The organism is Streptomyces sp. NBC_00582 (assembly GCF_036345155.1).
Lineage (GTDB): Bacteria > Actinomycetota > Actinomycetes > Streptomycetales > Streptomycetaceae > Streptomyces.
Genome location: NZ_CP107772.1, coordinates 7564222 through 7585267, shown reverse-complemented (window position 1 = coordinate 7585267; position 21046 = coordinate 7564222). Strand labels below are relative to the sequence as shown.

15 protein-coding genes are annotated in these 21046 nt (G+C 70.2%); 7 read left to right on the top strand and 8 right to left on the bottom strand.

Annotated features, from left to right (window positions below):
- The first annotated feature begins 184 nt into the window (after window positions 1–184).
- Window positions 185–931, top strand: a complete 747-nt coding sequence (gene fabG, locus OG852_RS34290) for a 3-oxoacyl-ACP reductase FabG (RefSeq protein ID WP_133909868.1) — start codon at window positions 185–187, stop codon at window positions 929–931.
- Here fabG and OG852_RS34285 read toward each other — a convergent pair.
- From OG852_RS34285 to brxD, 4 genes are all read right to left on the bottom strand, one after another.
- A complete protein-coding gene (locus tag OG852_RS34285) occupies window positions 921–1889 on the bottom strand; it encodes a sensor histidine kinase (RefSeq protein ID WP_133909867.1) in 969 nt (322 codons plus the stop codon). The genes fabG and OG852_RS34285 overlap by 11 nt on opposite strands.
- Before the next feature lie 47 nt (window positions 1890–1936).
- Window positions 1937–2599 carry a response regulator transcription factor gene (locus tag OG852_RS34280; protein ID WP_133909866.1) on the bottom strand — a complete coding sequence of 221 codons (663 nt, stop codon included), beginning with the start codon at window positions 2597–2599 and terminating at the stop codon, window positions 1937–1939.
- A gap of 418 nt (window positions 2600–3017) precedes the next feature.
- Window positions 3018–5216: a DEAD/DEAH box helicase gene (locus OG852_RS34275; protein ID WP_330349968.1), complete on the bottom strand. Its 2199-nt coding sequence runs from the start codon at window positions 5214–5216 to the stop codon at window positions 3018–3020.
- Window positions 5216–6565, bottom strand: a complete 1350-nt coding sequence (gene brxD, locus OG852_RS34270) for a BREX system ATP-binding protein BrxD (RefSeq protein ID WP_330349967.1) — start codon at window positions 6563–6565, stop codon at window positions 5216–5218. Before brxD ends, OG852_RS34275 begins: the two co-directional genes overlap by 1 nt.
- A 170-nt stretch (window positions 6566–6735) precedes the next feature.
- On the opposite strand from brxD, the gene OG852_RS34265 reads away from it, so the two are divergent.
- Together OG852_RS34265 and OG852_RS34260 are read left to right on the top strand one after the other, a co-directional pair.
- Window positions 6736–8553, top strand: a complete 1818-nt coding sequence (locus OG852_RS34265; protein WP_330349966.1) for a GmrSD restriction endonuclease domain-containing protein — start codon at window positions 6736–6738, stop codon at window positions 8551–8553.
- A complete protein-coding gene (locus OG852_RS34260; RefSeq protein WP_330349965.1) occupies window positions 8550–9596 on the top strand; it encodes a CBS domain-containing protein in 1047 nt (348 codons plus the stop codon). Before OG852_RS34265 ends, OG852_RS34260 begins: the two co-directional genes overlap by 4 nt.
- Window positions 9597–9675: 79 nt before the next feature.
- Here OG852_RS34260 and pglZ read toward each other — a convergent pair whose 3' ends face one another.
- Together pglZ and pglY are read right to left on the bottom strand one after the other, a co-directional pair.
- A complete protein-coding gene (gene pglZ, locus OG852_RS34255) occupies window positions 9676–12582 on the bottom strand; it encodes a BREX-2 system phosphatase PglZ (protein ID WP_330349964.1) in 2907 nt (968 codons plus the stop codon).
- Entirely contained in the window at window positions 12579–16466 is a 3888-nt protein-coding gene (gene pglY / locus OG852_RS34250; RefSeq protein ID WP_330349963.1) for a BREX-2 system ATPase PglY, read from the bottom strand. Before pglY ends, pglZ begins: the two co-directional genes overlap by 4 nt.
- Window positions 16467–16811: 345 nt before the next feature.
- On the opposite strand from pglY, the gene OG852_RS34245 reads away from it, so the two are divergent.
- Both OG852_RS34245 and OG852_RS34240 read left to right on the top strand, forming a co-directional pair.
- Window positions 16812–17084 (top strand): type II toxin-antitoxin system Phd/YefM family antitoxin, encoded by a 273-nt coding sequence (locus OG852_RS34245; protein WP_330349962.1) that lies wholly within the window; start codon window positions 16812–16814, stop codon window positions 17082–17084.
- Window positions 17081–17338, top strand: a complete 258-nt coding sequence (locus OG852_RS34240; protein ID WP_055511941.1) for a Txe/YoeB family addiction module toxin — start codon at window positions 17081–17083, stop codon at window positions 17336–17338. Before OG852_RS34245 ends, OG852_RS34240 begins: the two co-directional genes overlap by 4 nt.
- Here OG852_RS34240 and OG852_RS34235 read toward each other — a convergent pair.
- Both OG852_RS34235 and OG852_RS34230 read right to left on the bottom strand, forming a co-directional pair.
- Window positions 17316–19490: a tetratricopeptide repeat protein gene (locus OG852_RS34235; protein ID WP_330349961.1), complete on the bottom strand. Its 2175-nt coding sequence runs from the start codon at window positions 19488–19490 to the stop codon at window positions 17316–17318. The genes OG852_RS34240 and OG852_RS34235 overlap by 23 nt on opposite strands.
- Entirely contained in the window at window positions 19487–19897 is a 411-nt protein-coding gene (locus tag OG852_RS34230; protein WP_330349960.1) for a hypothetical protein, read from the bottom strand. Before OG852_RS34230 ends, OG852_RS34235 begins: the two co-directional genes overlap by 4 nt.
- Window positions 19898–20125: 228 nt before the next feature.
- On the opposite strand from OG852_RS34230, the gene OG852_RS34225 reads away from it, so the two are divergent.
- Complete coding sequence (locus OG852_RS34225) at window positions 20126–20395, top strand: hypothetical protein (protein WP_330349959.1); 270 nt, start codon at window positions 20126–20128, stop codon at window positions 20393–20395.
- Window positions 20388–21026 (top strand): DUF6879 family protein, encoded by a 639-nt coding sequence (locus OG852_RS34220; protein ID WP_330349958.1) that lies wholly within the window; start codon window positions 20388–20390, stop codon window positions 21024–21026. Before OG852_RS34225 ends, OG852_RS34220 begins: the two co-directional genes overlap by 8 nt.
- Window positions 21027–21046 lie beyond the last annotated feature (20 nt).

Sequence of the window (21046 nt, the reverse complement as noted above, 5' to 3'; positions counted from 1 at the left end):
GGGCAGGGCCACGCCTGCCCGCGGACGCGGGCGGAACCCGGCCCCCCGCGTCCGCCCCCCGGTCCGGGCCCGCCGGTGCGGCGCCGGGCCCGGACCGGGGACTCCCGTCCGTGTCCCGCCCGGCCCGTCCGGGCGGGACACGGACCTCCCCCTGCCCGTTTCCAGGAGACACCAGGAGACATGTATGCAGAGCACTGAGCAGTCCCGCCCCGTCGCCCTGGTGACCGGCGGTTCGCGCGGCATCGGCCGGGCCGTCGTCCTCCGTCTGGTGCGGGACGGCTTCGACGTGGCCTTCTGCCACCGGTCCGGCGGCGACGACGCCCGGACGCTGGAGAAGGAGGCGTCGGAACTCGGCGGACGCGCCGTCGGTTCCCGTACCGATGTCGCCGAAGGGGAGGCCGTCCGGGAGTGGGTGGCGCGGACCGAGGAGGAACTGGGCCCGCTGCAGGCGGTCGTGACGTCGGCGGGCATCGTCCGGGACGGTCCCCTGGCCGGCCTCGACGACGCCGACTGGCACGACGTCGTCGACGTCAACCTCACCGGCACCTACAACGTGTGCCGCGCGGCCGTCTTCCCCATGATGAAGCGCAAGTCGGGCTGCGTGGTCAACGTCTCCTCGGTGTCCGGGGTGCTCGGCAACGCCACCCAGACCAACTACGCGGCCACCAAGGCCGGCATCATCGGGTTCAGCCGCTCCCTGGCCAAGGAACTGGGCCGGTTCGGCATCCGGGTCAACGCGATCGCGCCGGGCTTCATCGACACCGAGATGCTCGGTGGACTGTCCGAGAAGACCCGCAACGGCCTGCTGTCCTCGATCTCGCTGGGCCGGTTCGGGACGGCGGCGGAGGTCGCCGACGGCGTCTCCTACCTGGTGCGCGCGTCCTACGTGACCGGGTCCGTGCTCCGGGTGGACGGCGGCGTCATCGGCTGACCGGGCCCCGCGGGACGTCCGGCAGGAAGTGGTGCGGGCGGGCTCCGGCCGACGTCACCTGCGGGAACCGCACGTGCACCGTCAGCCCCCGCCCCCCGGGGCCGTTCTCCAGGGTGAGCTCACCGCCCTGGGAGGCGACCAGCATGTGGGCGACGGACAATCCGACCCCCCAGCCCTCGTTCCCGCCGATGCCGTAGCGGGCGGCCCCGCCGCCGGACCCGCCCCGTTGCATGGCCTTCTCCCGCTCCCGGGGGGTCATCCCCGGACCCTCGTCGGTCACCCGTATGTGCACCTGTCCGTCGGTCACCGCGGTGCGCACGATGACCGCGCCGCGGGGCCGGGACATCCGGACGGCGTTGTCGAGGAAGATGTCCATCACCCGTTCCAGGGTGCCGCTCCGGGTCAGGACGGTCGCCCGGCCGCCCGCGTGCGGGGCACCGAGCACCAGATCGCGTTCGGCGGCGGCGTCGGCCCAGGCGGCGACCCGTTCCCGGACGACGGCGGCGGCGTCGACCTCGACGGGCGGACTCACGGTGGCGGTCGCCGCGGCCCTCAACTCCACTACCGTGGCGCTCAGTTGCTCCACGTCATGGGTGATCATCCGGTGTACGTCGGCGCTCTGCGGCGGCAGTTGGGCGGCCAGCCTCTCCAGGCGGATGCCGAGCAGATGCAGGGTGGTGCGTTGCTGGTGGGCGATGTCCGACAGGAGCATGCGGTACCGCTCGTCGACGGCCTGGGCGGTGGCGGCTATCCGGTTGACGGCCTCCACCAGTTCACGGGTCTGCGGTGGCCCGGTGTGTTCGGCCAGCAGTTCCACGGGTTCGCCGCGCTCCAGTTGGCTCACGGTCCTGGTGACCGCGTTCAGTGAGCCGAGCAGCCGCACGCACCAGCTTCGGTAGGCGGCGCCCAGGACCGCCAGGGCGAGACCCGCAACGGCAGCGAGCAGGGGCAGGAGCATCGACGTGTGCCTCTCCGTGCGGTGGGGAACGCTGTGAGCGGCGATGCTCAGAGGACGAAGCGGAAGCCGACTCCGCGCACGGTCTGGATCAGTTCCGGCGCCCCGAGCTTGCGACGCAGACTGACCATGTGGACGCCCAGTGTCCGGGTGTCCCCCACACTGGGGTGCCCCCAGACGTGCCGCATGATCGCCTCCCGGTCGAAGACCTTGCCCGGCTCCCCGGTGAGCAGGACGAGCAGGTCGAACTCCTTGCGGGTGAAGACGATCTCCGCACCGTCCATGAACGCGCGGCGCTGCTTGAGGTCGATGGTGAGGGGGCCGACGACGCGCGATCCGCCGCCCAGCCGCGCCCAGCCGCCGACGGCACGCCGGACCACGGCCTCGATACGGGCGATGAGTTCACGCAGACCGCACGGCTTCACGACATAGTCGTCGGCCCCCATCCGCAGGCCGAGCACACGGTCGAACTCGTCGTCCCGTCCGCTGACCATGATGATGGGGACGTTCGAGGAGGCGCGGATGGTGCGACAGACGTCCATGCCGTTGCCGTCCGGCAGTCCGACGTCCAGCAGGACGGCGTCCACGTCCGCGTAGCGCTCCAGCGCCGTCTGGCAGGTGTGCGCCATCTCCGTCTCGAACCCGTGGTCGCTGAGTCCGCTCCGGAGCGCGTCAGCGGTGTCAGCTTGGTCTTCGACGATCAGGACGCGCATGGAAACCCCCCGATGGCTACGCAGTCGATCGTGGTCCCGGAAGACTCCGGAGCGGCGGGCCTGGCTGACGGAGCTCACCGCTACGCGATAACTATAGTGTACGAGCCCGAATGGCGGAATGGTGATCCACCCGGCGTGGCGCGCCCGACAACGGGCCGCACGAGCCGAAGGGGCCCCACCGGATGCACTCGCCCCAAGGCCCGGGAATCGACGCGGGTCCGTCACGGGTGGGTGGGATCGACGGCCGCGGACGCGACGGAGAGGCAGACGAGTGGGGCTGTCCGCAGGGGAGAATCACCGCAGCGCCATCACCCGCTTAAACGTGTAGGCCGGACGTGTGCGTGGCTACGTTGACGGCTACGTGCCCGGGCTTCGGGACCTTCAGTCCGTCTGAAGCAGCCTTGGCGACCTTTCCGATTCAGCCGTCGTACTGAAAGCGCGCCGGCTCGCCGAGCACCGAGCGGGCGCTCTCGAAGTCGGCCAAGCGGGCCGCCACCGTGGCCACGGCGAGACGTTCCGGGAGGGCTGCGGAGAACTTCAGGCCGCGTACAGCCCGGCGGTCCACGTCGGGCAGGACGAGGTTCTCACCGACGTTTGCACGGGCCGCACGCCAGTCGGCCGGGGTGAGGTTCTCGCGCAGGCGCAGCCAGCTGTCGGTGGGCCGTTGCAGGGGGTCGGTGACCGACTGGAGGGTGGCCGCCAGGGTGGCGTTGGCGCGGTAACCGGCCCAGGTCCACCAACGAACGTCGGAGCCGACGCGCGTGATCAGCGTGCCGCCCGGGTGGACGGTGTCAGATGCGTCGGTTTCCCGCTGCTCGGCCAGGCACGCCTCCGCACGCCGGGTGAGGGAGACCGGCGGAGCCGCGCCCAGCAGCACCTCGCGCATGGCCCGCGTCAGGGCGTACGACAGCCCGGCGACGCCGCCGTTCATCCACTTGGCGACGCCGCCGCCATCGGCCGGCTCGACAAAGACGCGTTTGCGCAGCCAGTCGATGTACGTGACCTGCCAACTGCGTCCACCGAGCAGCAGCCGCCTGGGGCCGGGGCGTTCCTCCGTGAGCACGCTCGGGTCGGTGCGCCCGATCTCCGTGCGTCCGGACAGAACGGTGAACTGTGGAGGTGCAGTGAAGGAGGCGGTGAGTTCGATGAAGTGCCTTTTTCCGAAGCGGCGTTCCGCCTCGGGACCGACGAACAGCATCCCGCCGTCGCTGTCGAGGAAGCCCTCCTCGGTGAGGAAGCGCAGGATGGGGGCAGCCGACTTGTCGAAGGGGGCGAGGCCGTTCCACTGCCGGTCCCACAACTGGTCGCCGAGTTTGTGCTGTTGCAGGGTAACGGCGAGCAGTTGTTGGGCCACCAGATGGCGCGGCTCGGGCGGGGCGACGACCGGTTCCACCCAGCCACGCGACCACATCAGCAGCAAGCCCGCCGCCTGGAGCAGCGTTTCCTTGCGGGTGGTCAGGAAGAGGCAGTTTCGCACCGTGCCGGACCGCCGCCCCGTGCGTCCGATGCGTTGCAGGAAGGAGGCGACGGTGGCCGGTGAGTCGATCTGGATGACGCGGTCCAGATCACCGACATCAATGCCGAGCTCGAGCGTTGACGTGGAGACGATGACGCAGTCGCGTGCCTCGGCGAATGCCTGCTCTGATCGCGTCCGCTCGTCGACCGAGAGGGAGGCGTGGGACAGGAAGACGGTGACCTCGCGCGCACGGAGCGCGGCGCCCAGCTCCTCGACCTGGCGGCGTGAATCGCAGAAGACCAGCCGCTTTTCTCCCCTGTGCAGCGCCGCGATGAGTTTGGCCGCGTTGTCGAGGGAGCCGACGTAGTCGAGTTCCACATCACCGGCCGGCCTGCGAGACGGTTCAGCGACCGTCTTGTCGCCGTGTCCGCTGCCGTCGGCGGCCGGCAGATGCACTCCAGGGGCGACGACCTGGCCGGTGCGGCTGCCGACGCCCGCCCCTTGCAGCCAGTGCAGCAACTCGGTGGGGTTGCCGACGGTCGCCGAGAGGCCGACGCGTTGGATGGGCCGTCCGGTGACCTCCGCCAGCCGTTCGAGCACGGCGAGCAGGTGCCATCCCCGGTCGTCCCCCGCGAACGCGTGCACTTCGTCGACGACGACGGCCCGCACATTGCCCAGCAGGCGGGCGTGGTCGGTCTTCACGCCGATCAGCATCGCTTCAAGCGACTCGGGCGTGGTCAGCAGGATGTCCGGCGCCTCGGCCCGGATGCGCTGCCGTTGCGATTCCTTGGTGTCGCCGTGCCAAAGCGCTGCGCGCCGCCCCAGCCACTGGGCGTACGCGTCGACACGGCCGACCAGATTGTTGAGGAGTGCCTTGAGCGGGCACAGGTACAGCACCGATGTGCCGGTCCACTTCTGCTCGGTCATCGCCGACAGCAGGGGAAAGCAGGCCGCCTCGGTCTTGCCGCCCGCCGTCGGAGCCAGCAGGACGGCGTCCTGTCCGTCCATGAGCGGGGAGATCGCCGCGCGTTGAAGAGGACGCAGGTCAGGCCAGCCGAGGGTGTTGACGATGTGATGCAGGACGACAGGGTCGAGCCGGTCGAGTACGTCGATGTCCTCGTCACCTGGTCCTTTCCCGACCGGGCTTCCCGCATCCGCCATCACAGCTCCAGGTCGATGTCATCGGCCGACGCGGAGCCTCCGGAGACCGTGGCGGCCAGGTTCCGCTCGACGTCGGTGAGTTCGCTGCCGGCGACGGTGAGCCGGTAGTGCTGCCGGGGATCGAAGTCGTCGAACTGGTCCACGCGGTCGAGCACGTCCCCGACGAGTTTCTTCAGGAACAGCCGGGGAGCCACCCCGACCTTCCCGCCCAACGCCCCGCCGACGGCCACCGCGAGGTCCGCGACATACAGGTCGTCCACGACCTTCCGCACACGCTCGGGCGCTTCTGCGGCATCCGCATACAGGTCACGGATGGTGAGGCCGAGTCCGACCAGGGACTCCTGGTGGAAACCGGGGAGCCTGATCTGCACGGCGCGAGGGTTGTCGAAGCGCGGGTCGGTGGTGAAGTCGGTGGCCAGCCGCTGAGCGAGCGGGGCCAGGCGCTGTACGCCCTGCTGACCGTCGTAGAAGGCCGGTGTGCCCGTGATGACCAGGTAGAGGCCGGGGAAGCGGCCGGAGTGCACCTCGTCGATGAGCTGCCGCAGCGCGTTGAGCGCCTTGTCCCGGGCGTCCGACCGGACTCTCTGCAGCGTCTCCACTTCGTCGAGGACGACGAACAGCCCGGTGTGCCCGGAGTCCCGCAGAACGGTGAGGAGCCCCTGCAGGAACCCGAGGGCGCCGAAGTGGTCGAGGTCGCCGCGCACCCCGGCGGACCGGCGGGCGGAGGCCGCGACGTGCGGCTGGCCGCCGAGCCACGCCAGGACGGCCGCGGCGGTCGCCTCGTCACCGTCCGCGAGGGCGGCCCGGTAGCCGCGCAGAGCGGTGGCGAAGGACGGGGCGTGCCGGGAGACCTCGGCGAGGCGTGCGACGAGCAGTTTCTCGACCTCGCTCGGAAGCTCGTCCTCGGTCGCGCCGGCTGCGAGGGCGTCCTCCTCCAGGGCGTAGAACCAGGCGTCGACCACGGGCCGCAGCGCGCTGGGCGGGAAACTGGAGGTGGTGAGCCGTTCGGTGAGCCGCCTATAGACCGTCTCCAGCCGGTGCAGCGGGGTCTCGTTCTCCGAGACCTGGATCTCGGCCACCGCGAAGTTACGGCGCTTGGCCCGCTCCCCCAGCCAGCGGGTGAAGAACGTCTTGCCGGACCCGTACTCGCCCCGCACCGCCTTGAACACGGAACCGCCGGACGCCACGGCGTCCAGCTCAGCGTCCAGGGCCGCCTCGAACCGGTCGAGTCCGGTGGCCAGCAGGTCGAGCCCGCTGTCGGGTACGGCACCGCGCCGCAGCGCGTCGATGACGGTACGGCGGCGCGCGGCGCTCACCTGGGCGGGGCGCTGGGATCCGGTGGTGCTCACAGCAACCAGTCTTCCATTTCCACGGGTACGTCCGTACAGGGACCGGAAGGGGGCCGTCGGTACGCGCTTTCCCTTGGCAAGGCGCCCACTTCGTTGAATCGGTTGACGGTCACCCGGAGACGCTGCTGGAATCACTCTCCGTACATACGCCAGGGTGGGAGTGGGACGACGTGGCGGCACTCGACAATGTGAAGCTGAAGGACGTACTCGCGGACGTGGCCTCGGGCTCCTTACAGTTGCCCGACTTCCAGCGGAACTGGAAGTGGGACGACGACCGGATCCGCGCGATCATCGCGACGGTCACGCTGGACTATCCGCTCGGCGTGGTGATGACGCTGCAGACCGGCGGCGCCACCCGTTTCCGCTCCCGGACGCTCACCGGGGCACGCCCGGACGGGGATCCGGCCGCGGACCTCCTCCTGCTGGACGGGCAGCAGCGCCTCACCTCCCTCTTCCAGGCCCTGTGGCTGGACGCCCCCGTGGAGACCGCGGACGCCCGCGGCAAGCCCATCGAGCGGTGGTACTACGTCGACATCGCGAAGGCCGTCGGCCCGGCCGCGGACCGCGACGAGGCCATCCTGTCCGTCCCGGCGGACAAGGTGCTCCGCACCGACTTCAACCGCACGGTGGTGCTGGACCTGAGCACCACGGAGAACGAGTGCGCGGCCGGTCTCTTCCCTCTGCATCTCGTCTTCGACGCCCAGCGTGTCAACCAGTGGATGATGTCGTACGTCAAGGCGGACGAGGAGCGGAACTGGGACCTGTGGGGCCAGTTCGACGAGCTGGTCCTCCAGCAGGTTCGGGCCTTCCAGGTTCCGATGATCCGGCTGGCCGCCTCCACCTCCATGGACGCCGTCTGCGCGGTGTTCGAGCGGGTCAACACGGGCGGCGTGCCCCTGAACGTCTTCGAACTGCTCACCGCGACCTACGCCGGGGACCGCGAGTACGTGGAACGGACCGGGGACTACTACCAACTCCCCGAGGTGTGGCGGGAGATCAAGCAGGGGCTGGCGGCGAAGTATCCGGTCTTCGGCCGTCTGGACAGCGGTATTGAGAACGGGCTGAGCAGCATCGACTTCCTGCAGGCCATCGCGCTGGTACGCACCTGGGAGCGGAAGCAGGCGGGCACCGGGGCGACGGTGTCGTGCAAGCGCCGGGACCTGCTGGACCTTCCGCTGGCCGACTTCGTCCGCCTCGCGCCGAAAATCGCCGACGCCTTCGCCTGGGTGGGCGACTTCCTGGAACGGCAGTGCATCGTCCGCCCGAACGATCTGCCGTACAAGACGCAACTCGTCCCGCTCGCGGCCGTCCGCGCCATCCTCGACACGGCGATGGACGGCCTGGGGTCGGAGGAGAAGACCGAGCAGTGGTACTGGTGTGGGGTCCTCGGCGAGATGTACGGCGGCTCCACCGAGACCCGCTTCACCCGTGACGTCGAGCAGCTCGTCCCATGGATCGCTCAGGACGACCGGGCGCCCGACACCGTCACGGACGCGTTCTTCTTCGCCGACCGCCTCGACAGCCTCACCACCCGCAACAGCGCCGCGTACAAGGGAATCTACGCCCTGCTGATCAAGCAAGGCGCGGTCGACTGGCACTTCACGGACGCCCCTCTCAGCCCTGGGCGGCTGGGTGAGTACAGCGTGGACCTCCGGCAGATCTTCCACAAGGCCTGGCTCCGACGGGGCAACAGCCAGGGACTGCCCACGAACTCGATCGTGAACAAGACCCCACTGTCCTACCGCGCCGCGATGGACATGACCGGGGCACCGGCGTCCTACCTGTCCACGATGGTCGCCGCCTCCGACATGCGCCCAGAGTGGTTCGACGACGTACTCGCCACCCACCTCATCGACCCGGATGCGCTCCGCGACAACGACTACGAACGGTTTTACAACGACCGTTCCAAGCAGTTGCAGGACCTCGTGCACGCCGCCATGGGCAAGAGGACGATGCTCCGTGACCTCGCGGAGGGCGACGCCCGATGACGACCACACCGAGCGGGCAGGACCTGGCCGCGCTCAAGGGCAGGACTGTACCCGTGCAGGACATCCTCGACCTGTTCCAGGTCAGGGTGCGCGACCACCGGACGGTGCACCGCATCTCGCAGGCACTCACGGACGCCGGGCTGACGACACTGCCGGACTTCGCGGTCTGCGGCCAGCGCAGCAACGTCGACGTGGTGCCGCTCGCGTCGGTCCCCCCGCAGGCCGTCCCCGCCGACGCGGACGAGGACGAGACGGAGGAGGCACTGCCGTCGGCCGCCCTTCCGCAGCGTCTTCTGCTCGGTGACATGCCGTCGGCGCGGAGCGGCCTGGTGTCCGTCGGTCCCGGCACGCCCCTGGCGCAGACCACGTTCCTGATGCGCACGAAGGGCGTCACGCAGGTCCCGGTCACCACCGGCATGGCACAGATCCACGGGGTGGTCACCTGGGGGTCCGTCGCCAAGATGTACGAGGCCGGCAAGCAGCCGACGCTGGACAACGCGATGGAGAAGGAATCCCTTCCGGTCGCCGACGCCCGCCAGGAGTTCTTCTCCGCCCTGCCGGTCATCCGCGAACACGGCTACCTCCTGGTCCGGGGCGACGACGGCTGTCTCTCGGGCATCGTCACCGCCGCGGACGTCACGGACCGCTTCGAAGGCGCGGCACGGCCCTTCTTCATCGTCGGGGAGATCGAGTCCCTGCTGCGCCGCTGCCTGGGCTCGGCACTGGACCAGGAGAACATCAAGGCCGTCCAGACGAACAAGAAGGCCGAGGACCGCACCGGCCTGGTCTCCGACCTCATGTTCGGCGACTATCTGAAACTCCTTGACGGCGACCAGACGAAGACGTCGCTGGCCGAACGCGCCGACGTCAACTGGGAAGCCCTGAAGTGGCCCAACATGCCCAGGGAACAGTTCGTCGGCCGTCTGAAGCGAGTGAAGGACATCCGCAACCGGATCGCCCACTTCGACGAAAAGCCGCTTCCGCAGGAGATGATCGACGAGCTGACGACGTTCGCGAAGCTGCTGCGAGCGTTCGTGGCCTGAGGCGGCGAAGCAGCGAGGGAAGCCGCGAGCACCGTTCAGGGTGCCTCCGGGCGAACGTCCAGAGGCACCCCGAACGCCGTCAGCCCGCTCGAAGGGCGAACTGCTCGCGCAGCAACGCCTCATGGAGCCGGAGCGTGCGCCCGTCCGGCAGGGTCTCCAGCACCTGTACGCCGTCGTAGTTGAGGAGCTGCCGCAGGACCGCGGCGAAGCCGTCGCCCCGGGTGGTGGGCATGCCCGCACGCTGGGCCAGCGCGCTCACCGGCAGGGTGCCGCCCGCGTCGAGCAGGGCGGCGAGTGCCTTGTGAACCTGCTCCTGCTGGGGCTTGCGGGCCAGACCGTCGAGCTGCCCTTGATACGTCTCCGAGCCGAGCAGCGCCGTCACGAGCACCTCGGTTCGTGAGACGACGGTCGGGGTGAGCAGGGCGTCGTCTCCCCCGGCCGTCAGTGCCACCTCGAACAGCGCGTCGGGCAGTGTCCCGGGCTCGGGTTGCTTCTTCCGGGGTTTCGGGGTCCCCTTCCTCGGAGCCGCGCCGGCCACTTGAGCCGCACGCTCGTCCGGGACCGGCCTCCCCGCCTCCTCCGGAGCCCACCAGACCGGCCGCTGGTCCCCCAACTCCCGCCAACCCCGGGGCGGTTCCGCCCCGAACGGCAGGAAGGCGAGCACCGGGATGGTGACCTCGGCCAGGGACGCCCCGCCGTGGTAGCCGGCCTTGAGCGCGGTGTAGCGGGAGTCCGCGTCCCAGAGCGCGACGATGGACGCCCCCGGCTCGGGCCACACCACACGCGGCCCGGAAAGAGCGATCTCCCGTTCGCCGAGCGGGCCGCCGCCGGGCAGGCGATGGCGCGCGGACGCGGGTTCGGTGGCGGCGTCCGCCTTCGCCCCGTGCCGGTCGACGACGTGGCCGTGGTCGCTGGTGACGATGACGGCCATGCCCTGGGCCGCCGCCACCCGGAGCAGGTCGCGCAGGCCGGGTACGTCATCGACCCGCCAGGCTCCGTCACCGAGCTTCTGTTCCTTGGCGAGACGGTCGTCGATGGCGTTGAGGACGACGGCGACGTGCGTCCTGCCGTCGTGGAGGGCATCCGTAAGAGCCGGGCCGAAGGTGTCGCCTGCTGTCTCGGTGCGCAGGTCGTCCTTGTGGAACACGGCGGCCGGGGCCCCGCCCCACAGTTTCAGCGCGGGAAAGAGTCGCTTCTCGTCGGCCTGGGTGCCCTTCATCAAGGTGCCCGCGAAGAGGGACGTCCGGGACACGGCCGTCACTGTGGGGAGTGCGGCGGCCATCGCCCTCCGGAGGGGGGCGCCCTCGGACAGCGGGTCGAACTCCGCCCAGGAACGGCGCAGTTCCTCACCGAGCTCGTTCGCTATGGCCACGCTCATGCCGTCGAGCACGAGCAGCAGCACCCGCCGCTCCTCGCCGCGCCGGACGACAGGTCCGACCACTCGATCGAGGAAGGTCTCGACCGTGAGCATGCTGCCGGGCCGCGTACCGTCCTCCGTCCAGCCGGCAAGCGAGCGCGCGAACGACGCGTCGATCTGTCGCCGCCGGTCCCTGACGCGGGTGCCCAGGGTGTCGTAGGCGGCCTTGAGGATGAGGTCCGGGTCGCCACCGGCCTCGATGTGTTCCAGGGCGAGGTCGGCCCAGCCGGTCTCGGCCATCTGCCGCTGTATGGCGTCGGCCACGGTGGGGCTGGCGGCGGGCGGGTCGGTGGCCAGCCAGCGGGCGAGACGCTGGCCCATGCGGGCACGTTCGATACGCGCGGACTCTTCCGGATCAGCGGCGAGCCGATGATCCGCCAGGCGCCGTACGGCGTCCGCGATCGCGGCCGTGTCGCCCGCCGCGAGAGCCTGGCCGACGGCGGTGAACCGGGCGTCGAGTCCACCGCGCAGGACGGGGCTCGCCGCGACGGCCGCCTCCGCGCCGAACTGGCGGGACAGCGCGGCCGCTCGTTCGAGCACGGTTCCAGTGATGCGGCGTGCCTCGCGGGCCTGATCGGCGTCGGCCCCGCCGTTGCGATGTCCGGCCGCCAGCAGCGTGGCCACGTACTCCTCGGCGGACAGGCCGAAGACGGTCACCAAGGCGTCGAGCTGTTCGCCCATCGCCGGGGGTGGATCGCCGAAGTAGCGCTCGGCACGGCCCCGTGCCTGGTACGTCTCGGGAGCGGGCTCGGCGTGCTGCCACAGGGCGGCGCACACGAGGCCGAAGGCGGCGGCGTCCGCGCCGCGCTCGGCGCCGACGAGGGCGAGCAGGGCGCGTCCGGCGAGACCGGCCTGGTCCTCCTCACCGAGGAAGGCGGTCAGTCCGGCGCGCTCGGGGCCACGCAGGCCCGGCAGCCGCTCCGGGGCGCCGGGCCGGGTCGACCAGTGCAGCAGGGTCTGCGCGTCGAGCCGGTCGTCGCCGGGGCGCCGTACGCCGCCCTCGGTGTCGTAGCGGCCGAGACGCAGGCGGCGCTGGGCGAGCGCGGTGAGGGCATACTGCCGGGACAGCCAGCCACCGGGTACGGGCGGCCAGCCACCGGGCGGAGTGGCGTCGAGCAAGGCTTCGGCGGCCCAGTTGACGTCCTTGAGACGCGGGTCGATCTGCCGCGCGCCGAACGCCTCACGTACGACGTCCCAGCTGTCGACCGTCTCGATGCGCAGCTTGTGGACGCGGGCGAGGATCGCCGGGTCGAGTTCGTTCTGCTCGCGGTCGGTGAGCACGACCATGACCGCCGGGCCGGGCCGGCGGCCCGCCAGGTGGTCGAGGACGAGTTCGTGGACGGCGAGCGGCGAGGGCGCCACCGCGACACCGGCCGCCCGGCCCTCGCCCCAGGCGGGTTCGGCGGGACCGTCCCACTGGGGCGCGGACCGCAGCAGCACGACCCTGCGCCTGCCCCCACCGTCCCCTGTCAGGGAGGCGGCAAGGGAGGACTGCGAGGACAGGTACTGGGTGACGGTCGCTGTGTTCAGCCGGACGGCGCCGAGGGCGGCAGCGACGGTGTCCGTCATTCGACGACCTTCCAGGTGATCTCGATGGTCGCGTCGGGGAGACGTGCGGCCAGCTCGGACAACTCCGCCTGGAGATCGGCGGCGGCCCGCGCCGCGGTCGTACGGCGGCCACCGGACGTCCGCGCGGTGCCGCTGCCGGAGGAGGCCGGTGTGGGTGACTCCTGCGGGGTGTAGGGGATGCGCGGGTCGCTGGTGGGTGTGTTGAGGGACAGGTCGTCGGCCGTGGGCAGGGGCGCGACAGGAGGCGGCGGCGTGGCGGCGGCCTGGCTGCGCTTCACCAGGGCGACGACCTCGCGCTGGGTGCGCGTCAGGGCGTCGCGCAGGTCGGCGGTGCGCTGGTCGTCGCGGGCCACGTTGCGCAGCGAGTCGAGTAGTGCCGCGCCCTCGGGGCCGCGTCCCTCGGCGAGTTCCAGCGTGCCCCACGGCGCGGAGGCGAGGGCCTCAGCGACGCTGCGAGCCTGCTTGATGGAGGTCCCGTACCGGTCGGCGCTGGTCTCTCCGAGGTCGAAGGAGGCGAGGGCCTCCACGGTCTTCTTCGCCCCGGCGGCACCCTTGCCGGCCTCCGCCGTGAGCGCGTCCAGCAGTTGCAGGGAGCGGCGGGCGAGGGCGAGCCGTCCGGTGTCGGCGGTCTGGTCCAGGCCGAGGAAGGAGGCGTGGGCCTCCAGCTGGTGCACGAGGTCGGCCGTGTGGTCCCGGTGGGCGCGGCCGGCCTCGATGATCTGACGGGCGAACTGGTTGACCATCCGGCCGCGCCGCAGGGCGGGCGCCTTCTGTCCGAAGATCGTCTCGAAGCGCTGCCGTGCTGTGTCCCAGTCGGACTCGGCAGGCAGCGGCTGGCTGCGCAGCGCGTCGTGGTCCCTGATCGCGGACAGTTCGGGCGCCGGGTCGAGTACGGTACCGCCGCGCACCCACACCCGGTCGTCCATCTCGGCGAAGCCGGCGACGACGAGCCGGGCGAGGAAGTCCGGCAGGCCGCGCGGGTCGGGCCTGTCCGTCCAGTCGGTCAGGGTGATCAGGGACAGGTCACCCGTGACGCCCTGGGCGCTGGCAAGCTGTCGGAAGTGGTCGGCCCAGTAACGGGACAGCTCGAAGTACGCCTCCTTCTGCTGCCCGAGCCGCAGGGGCCCGGCGATCCGCTGCATGAGCCTGCGGTCGGCGGCCGGCACCTCCACCCGACCGTCGCGCGCCTCCGCTGCGGCTCGGATATGGACGAACACCTTCTTCGTGTCCGTGGACTTGACTGCGATGCCGGTGCCGTCGGGGTCGAGATCGGGGTGCGCCGGGTACTGATGGACGAGCAGCTTGCCCGCGACATGCCGGATGCCGTCGTGCAGGCTCTGCCCGAGGGACAGGGTGAGGCCGTCCACGTCGGGCAGCGCGACGAGGTGGTCGTCGAAGTCCGGTACGACGTCCGCGGCCTGCTTCTGGGCAAGGCCGTACGCCTGCTTGAAGGCGCCCTTTACCTGCTTGAGCAGGGCCTCCCGCTGGGTTTCGAGGAGGCCCTTGGCGCGGCTGCGGTTGTCGGCGTTGAGGTGGCCGGCGTACTGGGTGTCGAAGCGGTGCTCGTCGGCGAGGGCCTTGTCGATGACGACGAGCCGCCGGAAGTCGGCGAAGCGCTGTGCGGACAGATGGGCGGGCAGCCAGGCGACGACACGGGACCGCTCGCCCTGCTGGCGCTCGCGCAGCCGCCGGATGCGGTTGACGTCCTCGACCGGGCCCCACTCGCCCTCGTCGAAGGGGAGGTCTATGGCGATGCGCCAGTGCCCCTCCTCCTGCGGCATCAGGTCATGGTCCGGCAGCTCGTCCTCGTCGGCGACGTTCCCGAAGACGATCTCGGCGGTGCGGGCGGTGCCGCGCCAGGTGAAGCTGAGCTGGTCGCTCAACTGACCGTGCTCGACGCCCAGTTCCTCGGACAGCAGGCGCCGGGCGAGGGCGACCCGGTTGCCGGGGTTGTCGTTGACCTGGGCGTTGGCGATGACGGAGTCCACGTCGACGCCGGACAGCTCCAGCCGTACACCGGGGTTGGCGTCGGTTCCGGTCTCCTTGATCTCGGGGAACCTGGCCGCCCACTCGGCGACCTTGTTCTTGATGATGCCGACCTCGGCGCCCGGAATCGGCGCCAGGACGGACCCGTGGTTGAGCGCGCCGAGCCGCCGGATGGTCAGCTCGGCCAGAGCGGGCACGCTGGGCGCGAGCGCGGACAGCAGCAGGGTGCACACGAGCCGGTTGTCGCCGACGAACATGCGGCAGCGGTTGGCGCGCTGCGGGTCGGTGAGGGACTCAGGCCGGTTGACGTACTGCTCGACGTCGTCCTCGGTGATGTCGTACGAGCTGAGCAGGTACGGACGGAGCTTGGTCTTGTACAGCTTGTCGGCGGCCTCGAAGACGACCTTCAGGCTGTCGGTGAACGGCTTGTCCCCGCCCTTGGCGATCACCGGGTAGAGGTCGCCGACGGGGATGAGCTGCCCGAGCCGGAGCTCGCCCCGGTGGTCGGCGAGGAGTTCGCCCATCAGCTTCAGACCGGTGCGGGAGCGCTGCAGAGCGGACGAGATGTGGACGAGGGTGTCCATGAACGCCGGCGAGAACGGGTAGGTCAGCCGGAACGACTCCGCGTCCGCACCGGTCGTGCCCTTCTCCGAGCCCAGGAGGGTGTCCCAGACCTGGGTGCCGACCCGCTTGGTCTGCTCGAAGGCCGCGTCGACGAGCCGTTCCGCCTCGGCGTCCTTCGGCTTGAGGATGCGCGCGTGAGCGATCTGCGGGAGGTTGCGGTCCTCCAGGGTGATCTTGTCGAAGCGGCCGGAGGCCAGGTTCAGGGTGTCCTGGATGGAGGCCTCCGCCGCCCCGGACACCTCTTCGCCGACGAGTTCACGCAGGTCGCGCTGGCGGGCGATGAACGACACGACAGGGATGGCGCGTCGGGCGTCGCCGCCCTCCACGAAGTTCGTGATCTTGCTGGCCTCGCGGGCCACGAACTTCTGCTCGTGGATCAGGGTCGCGAGCCAGAGGATCAACTCGTCCAGGAACAGGATCAGGCCGTCGTAGCCGAGCGATTTGGCGTGCTCGGCGATGACCGACAGACCGGCGTCCAGGGAGATGAAGCCGTGCTCGTTCTCGGCGGCGTTCTTGGCGAAGCCGGGGAAGAGGTTGGTGCTGGCGTCGTTGACGAGCTTGGCGCGCAGTTCGGCCGGGGTGGAGGGATTACGGAGGTTGAGCGGGGTGCCCCCCTCGTGGTTCTCCTCGGCGGCGAGGGCGGTGTCGAGGAGCTGCGGGGTCCAGGCGAAGCCCTCACCCCACTCGTCCGTTTCCCCGTCGCCGGCGTCGCCGCCGCCCAGGCCACGGACGACCGCCTCGTCACCGTAGGTGGCACGGTTGGCCCGGATGTCGGCGAAGAGGGAGTCGGTCCGGTACACCTGCGGGGTCGGGGCGTCGGGGTGCAGCTTCTTGACGTGCGTGACGTACCCGCCAAGGACCCGCTGTTCGAGGGCCTTCGCGCCGAGCATGTGGTACGGCACGAGCAGGAACCTCTTGCCGTCCGTGGTCAGCCACTCGTGCTTGGTCAGCACCGGGTCGAACTCGGTACGGGCACGGGCGGCCGGGTCGCCGCTGAGCAGCGCGTACAGCACGGCCATGAAGTGCGACTTACCGGAACCGAACGAGCCGTGGAGATACGCGGCCTTGGAGCGGTGCCCGTCGAGCGAGGACTTGATCAGGGCCAGCGACTCGTCGAAGTTCTCCAGCAGCCGCTCGGTGACGACGTAGTCCCTGAGCGCGTTCTGAGCGCCCTCGGGCGTCGTGGCCTCGGCGAGGGACAGCACGAAGTCCGAGGTGGAGATGGACTCCTTGATGTCGATGACATCGCGGAGAAGGGGCGGCTGCTGGGCCATTATCGGTCACGCTCTCCATCTGGTGGCCTCCGCCACCGCTCGTCCTCGATCGTGCGGAATGTCCGCCGCTTGTCCGGCCGACCAACGGGGACAGCGAAGCCGACCGACCACGGCGAAAGCGGGCCGCCGCCCCCGCACCGGAGGCGTCCGGCCGCCTGGGCAGACGCTTGCTCCCCCTTGCGCTGTATACCCGCCTTCATACCGATCGATCAACCGGCGCCCTTCGCACCCCTGGCCACCGGAATCAGACCGGGACTGCCAAGGACATTCCACCGCGCAACCCGTACCAGAATGTCGTACCATTCCAGTACCGTTTTCCCGTACCGGCAGGAGAGGGTGCCGCAGATGACCATAAGCGCCAGCGAGGCCCGCAAGGACCTCTTTCCCCTCATCAAGCGCGTCAACGACGACCACACCCCCGTACGCATCAGCTCCAAGAGCGGCGACGCCGTGCTGATGTCCGCCGAGGACTACGACTCTTGGCAGGAGACCGTCTACCTGCTGCGCTCTCCCGCCAACGCGCGCAGTCTCATGGAAGCCGTCGCACGGGACAGGGCCGGCGAGGCCGTGATCACCAAGACGATGGCCGAGCTGGAAGAGCTGGCGGGTGACGGGTGAGAAGTGTCCACTTCGACCCGGCCGGATGGGAGGACTTCCTGTTCTGGCTCGGCTCGGACCGCGCCATGGCTCGCAGGATCACCCGCCTGATCGCCGAGATCCAGCGCACCCCTTTCACCGGCATCGGCAAGCCGGAGCCCCTGAAGGGCGACCTGTCCGGCTACTGGTCACGCCGGATCGACGACGAGCACCGGCTCGTCTACCGGGTGGACGAGAAGGAAGTCAAGATCCTCAAGGCCCGCTACCACTACTGAGGCCACCAGGGGGTTGCGGCGGGCGCCATCGACCCGATCGGTACTCCTCCAGCAACTGACGGCTCGCGACCGTGAAGGGGTGCTCGGGGCCCAGGTCGCGTTCCCGCCGTGCAACGACATCGGTCATCAGCTCGATCCCCTCCGCCACGTGTCCGAGCGCGGCCCGGGTTCGGGAGAGGAGTTGCCGGGCCGCGAGCACGATCGGGTACTCGGGCCCGAAGCGCCGCACATACGTCTCGGCGACCCGCCGGATCTCACGGTCTGCCTCGCCGAAGCGGCCCAGGAGGTACAGCGCCCACGCGTGGTTGTGTCGGGCGCCCAGTGTCACTGTGTGGTCGGGACCGAGGGACCGATCGCATTCCGACGGCAGCGTGAGCAGTGTGCCGCCTTCCTCCGTGACCACTTCGGCGGCGGGCAGCATCTCCAGCAGGCTGGCGCGGGCCCGTAGGGTCAGCGGATGCGTGGGGCCCAGCGTCGAGCACCGCCCGGCGATGGTGTCGCGGAGCAGCGCGACGGATTCCTCGCGTCTGCCGAGGTTCGCCATCACGAGCTGGAGGCCGTAGCCGCTGTCCGTGGTGTCGGTGTCGCCGGCGCCGAACAGGCGCTCCTGGGCGTCCCTGACCGCGCGGAGCGCTGCTTCGGCTTCGGCGTACCTGCCCAGCCGGAACAGTGCCCGCCCCGCCCTGGAGCGGGCGGCGAGGACCGTACGGTGGTCCGCGCCGAGGAGTCGCTGTGCGAGGTCCGCCGCGGTTCGGGCGGTCTCCCAGGCGGAGAGGTAGTCACCGGTCCGGTGCAGAGCCACCGACAGCCGCGTCGCGACGGCCAGGGCGTCAGCGGCGGACGACCCGCCGATGTGTCCCAGCAGGGCCAGCGCGTGAGGTACCAGCAGGCGCAGTCGCGGATCGTGCGGCCCCGCGTCGGGTACGGCGGGCACGGCAGCGTCGAGCAGCCGGACCGCTGTCGTGTCGAGGGCGGGCACCAGGTCCGTGGGGGTTGCCGCCGCGACGCTGTCGAGCAGGATGCCGTGACTCTGTACGCAGCGGGCGCCGGCGGCGTCGACCAGCTCGGACAGGGACTGGTCGAGGAGGGCTCTGAGGGCTGTCTCGGTGCGGGCACGGGACAGTACGGCGCCGATGTCGGTGTGGTTGAGCAGAGTCAGCGGCAGCGGCTCGGCGGCGAACCGGGCCAGCAGTCTGAGCAGAGTCGCCGCTTCGGGCAGCCCGCGCACTTCGAACGCGTCGAGGGTCAGCTGCCAGGTCAGGCCGACCAGATGCCGGGGGTCCGCTTCGGACAGCGCGTCGGCTCCCCGGTCGATCAGCTGGACCCGTTCGTCTCCGTCGAGCTGGTCCCCGTAGGCGTCCATCGTCCAGGGGTCGATGACCTGGTGGGAAAGGAAGCCGCCCGCCAGGGTGAGGGCGAGGGGCAGCCGCCCGAGCCGGTCCGCGACCCGCGCCGCCTGCTCCGTCGTACCGCTGTGCGGTGCGAGATCGCGCAGCACGAGCGCTGCGTCCTCGCGGGGCAGTACGCCGATGTACTGCAGCTCGGCGCCCGGCCACCATCGGGCGGCCGCGCGCCGGGTGGTCACCAGGACGGTGCCGCCCGGGCTGGTGCGCAGCCAGTCGCCGTCCCGCAGGATCTCCGGCTCGTCGGTGTTGTCCAGAACCAGTAACCAGGGTTCGGCGGAACGGTCGAGATACGTCCAGACGAGATCGGCGGCGGGTCTGAGGCCGTTGCGTGCGGCGAGCAGCTCACCGTCGCCCGCCCCTCGGTCGGCGGCGACGGCGAGCATGCCGGCGCGCAGACTCGCACGGTCGGAGGCGTTGACCCACAGGCCCACCCGGCGCCGTTCTCGGGTCACCTCCTGGAAGAGGGCGCAGGCGACCGCCGTCTTGCCCGAGCCGCCCATGCCGTACAGCACGTAGACCTGACCGCCACGCTCCGCCTCGACGCTTGCCCGCAGGCGTTCCATCACCTCGCTGCGGTCGCGCAGCGCGACGGGGGCCCGGCCGACCGCCGGGCGGCGTACCGAGTCCGGTCCGCCGTGCTCCGGCCCGTCCCCGCCGTAGTGGTGGTGCTCGGTGATGTGCTGGTCGCCCCGCGACTGGTAGACCCGTCCATGATCCTCGGCGTGGCCGTCCGTCCCGCCCGTCATCGCTCTGCGATGTGCTGGTCACGTCCCGCTTGGTAGACCCGGGCCTGACCGGACGCGGTGGCCTGCTGACTGATCTGTCGGACGGTCGCCCCGTCGGGATCGAGTCGGTCCAGCAGTGCGCGCAGTTCCTCGACGGCGGCGGGCCGGGCGACGAGCAGCCGCCGCACCATTCCCTGCCACTGAAGGCGCAGTTCGTCCATGGTCTCCTGGTCGTCCGCCGCCGCGGCGGCCAGCACGTCCTCGCGACCGGCCTCCAACTCGGCGGCGACGGTCTCGGCGCGTTCGGGTTGCGTCCGGCGCCAGAGCTGGGTGACCCCGTCGCGCACACGGTGCCAGGCATCGGTTGCCATCAACGCCACCAAGGTGGTCCCCGCGCTCTGTGCGAGCACGGTCACTTCCGAGTCCACAGCCGCCCCTCCGTTCACCCGATTTTCCGACAGCACAGATGAAAAGTGTCACCTGTCAGTCGTTGACATGATTTTCTTTCCGATCAATATCATTCCGGTCCTGCGCGACATGAGACAAGGAGGAATCAATCCTCGCCATTACCCCGGCGTGCTGGATCCAACACATCGTCAGGCGGGCAAGATGCACGTTACAGTGAGGCATCCTGACCGATCGAGGGGGCGACGGAAATGGCCAGGCCATGGGAAGCGGACCCGGACACAGGTTTCAAACAGCGTCTGGGAAAAACACCCCAGGAACTCGGAATCACAACCGGAACTCCAGACTGCCCGGACATCTGGGAGCTGGCCAACGGCGACATCGCCGTCATCGGCCGGGACCTCACCCAGTCACTCGGCGGGAAGCTGCCCGACGGGGTCTCGATCGGGTCGGACGAACGCCTCGTGGTCATCCCCAGGAACATGCTCATCGCGGCGAAGCCGGACATCCCCAGTGTTTGACTCCATCCCCGGCGGCACCTCCGAACGCCTGGACCGCCCGACGTACCACGCGGACCTGGGCCGGCTCTACACCAGCGGTATCGGCTTCCTCAACAAGCTCGAGCGCGGCCAGCACTTCAAGGAGCGTGGCTTCCCGAGCTGGGAGGCCTTCGCCGACGGCGACTGGGAGCGGGCCCTGTCCCTGGCCGACGAGAGGCGCGAGGACTACGCCCAGGAACTCCGCCGGGCGTCGCATCTGGGGGTCGCGCACCGCCGCCTCCGCGTCGTGGAATTCCCGATCACGCCGTATGTGCAGTGGGAGTTGTTCGTCCTGCGCGTACGCGTGGACCTGGGTGACGACATCAAGGTTCTCGACGCTCACGATATTTCGAACATCGAGCAGAGTCGCCCGGTTCCGGAAGTAGTGATTCTCGGCGATGTGGTCATGTATGAGGTCGTTTACGACGAGGACGGAAATGCGGCCGGAGCCAACCGGTACACCGACCGCTCACTGATCCGGGAGACGAACGCCGGGTTCGACGCACTTTATGAGCGTGGCGAAGGGTTCCACGATTTCTTCGACCGGGAGATCCTCACCCTGGCGCCGCCGCGGGTGTCTGGTGCTCCGACGGGGTCTCGCGGGCCGCGGTGATCGGCGAGGCGGGGTGACGA

Bases quoted from the DNA above. Each gene is read 5' to 3' on its own strand.
- fabG (WP_133909868.1), top strand. From the start codon at position 185: ATGCAGAGCACTGAGCAGTCCCGCCCCGTCGCCCTGGTGACCGGCGGT.
- OG852_RS34285 (WP_133909867.1), bottom strand. From the start codon at position 1,889: ATGCTCCTGCCCCTGCTCGCTGCCGTTGCGGGTCTCGCCCTGGCGGTC.
- OG852_RS34280 (WP_133909866.1), bottom strand. From the start codon at position 2,599: ATGCGCGTCCTGATCGTCGAAGACCAAGCTGACACCGCTGACGCGCTC.
- OG852_RS34275 (WP_330349968.1), bottom strand. From the start codon at position 5,216: ATGGCGGATGCGGGAAGCCCGGTCGGGAAAGGACCAGGTGACGAGGAC.
- OG852_RS34260 (WP_330349965.1), top strand. From the start codon at position 8,550: ATGACGACCACACCGAGCGGGCAGGACCTGGCCGCGCTCAAGGGCAGG.
- pglZ (WP_330349964.1), bottom strand. From the start codon at position 12,582: ATGACGGACACCGTCGCTGCCGCCCTCGGCGCCGTCCGGCTGAACACA.
- pglY (WP_330349963.1), bottom strand. From the start codon at position 16,466: ATGGCCCAGCAGCCGCCCCTTCTCCGCGATGTCATCGACATCAAGGAG.
- OG852_RS34245 (WP_330349962.1), top strand. From the start codon at position 16,812: ATGACCATAAGCGCCAGCGAGGCCCGCAAGGACCTCTTTCCCCTCATC.
- OG852_RS34235 (WP_330349961.1), bottom strand. From the start codon at position 19,490: ATGACGGGCGGGACGGACGGCCACGCCGAGGATCATGGACGGGTCTAC.
- OG852_RS34225 (WP_330349959.1), top strand. From the start codon at position 20,126: ATGGCCAGGCCATGGGAAGCGGACCCGGACACAGGTTTCAAACAGCGT.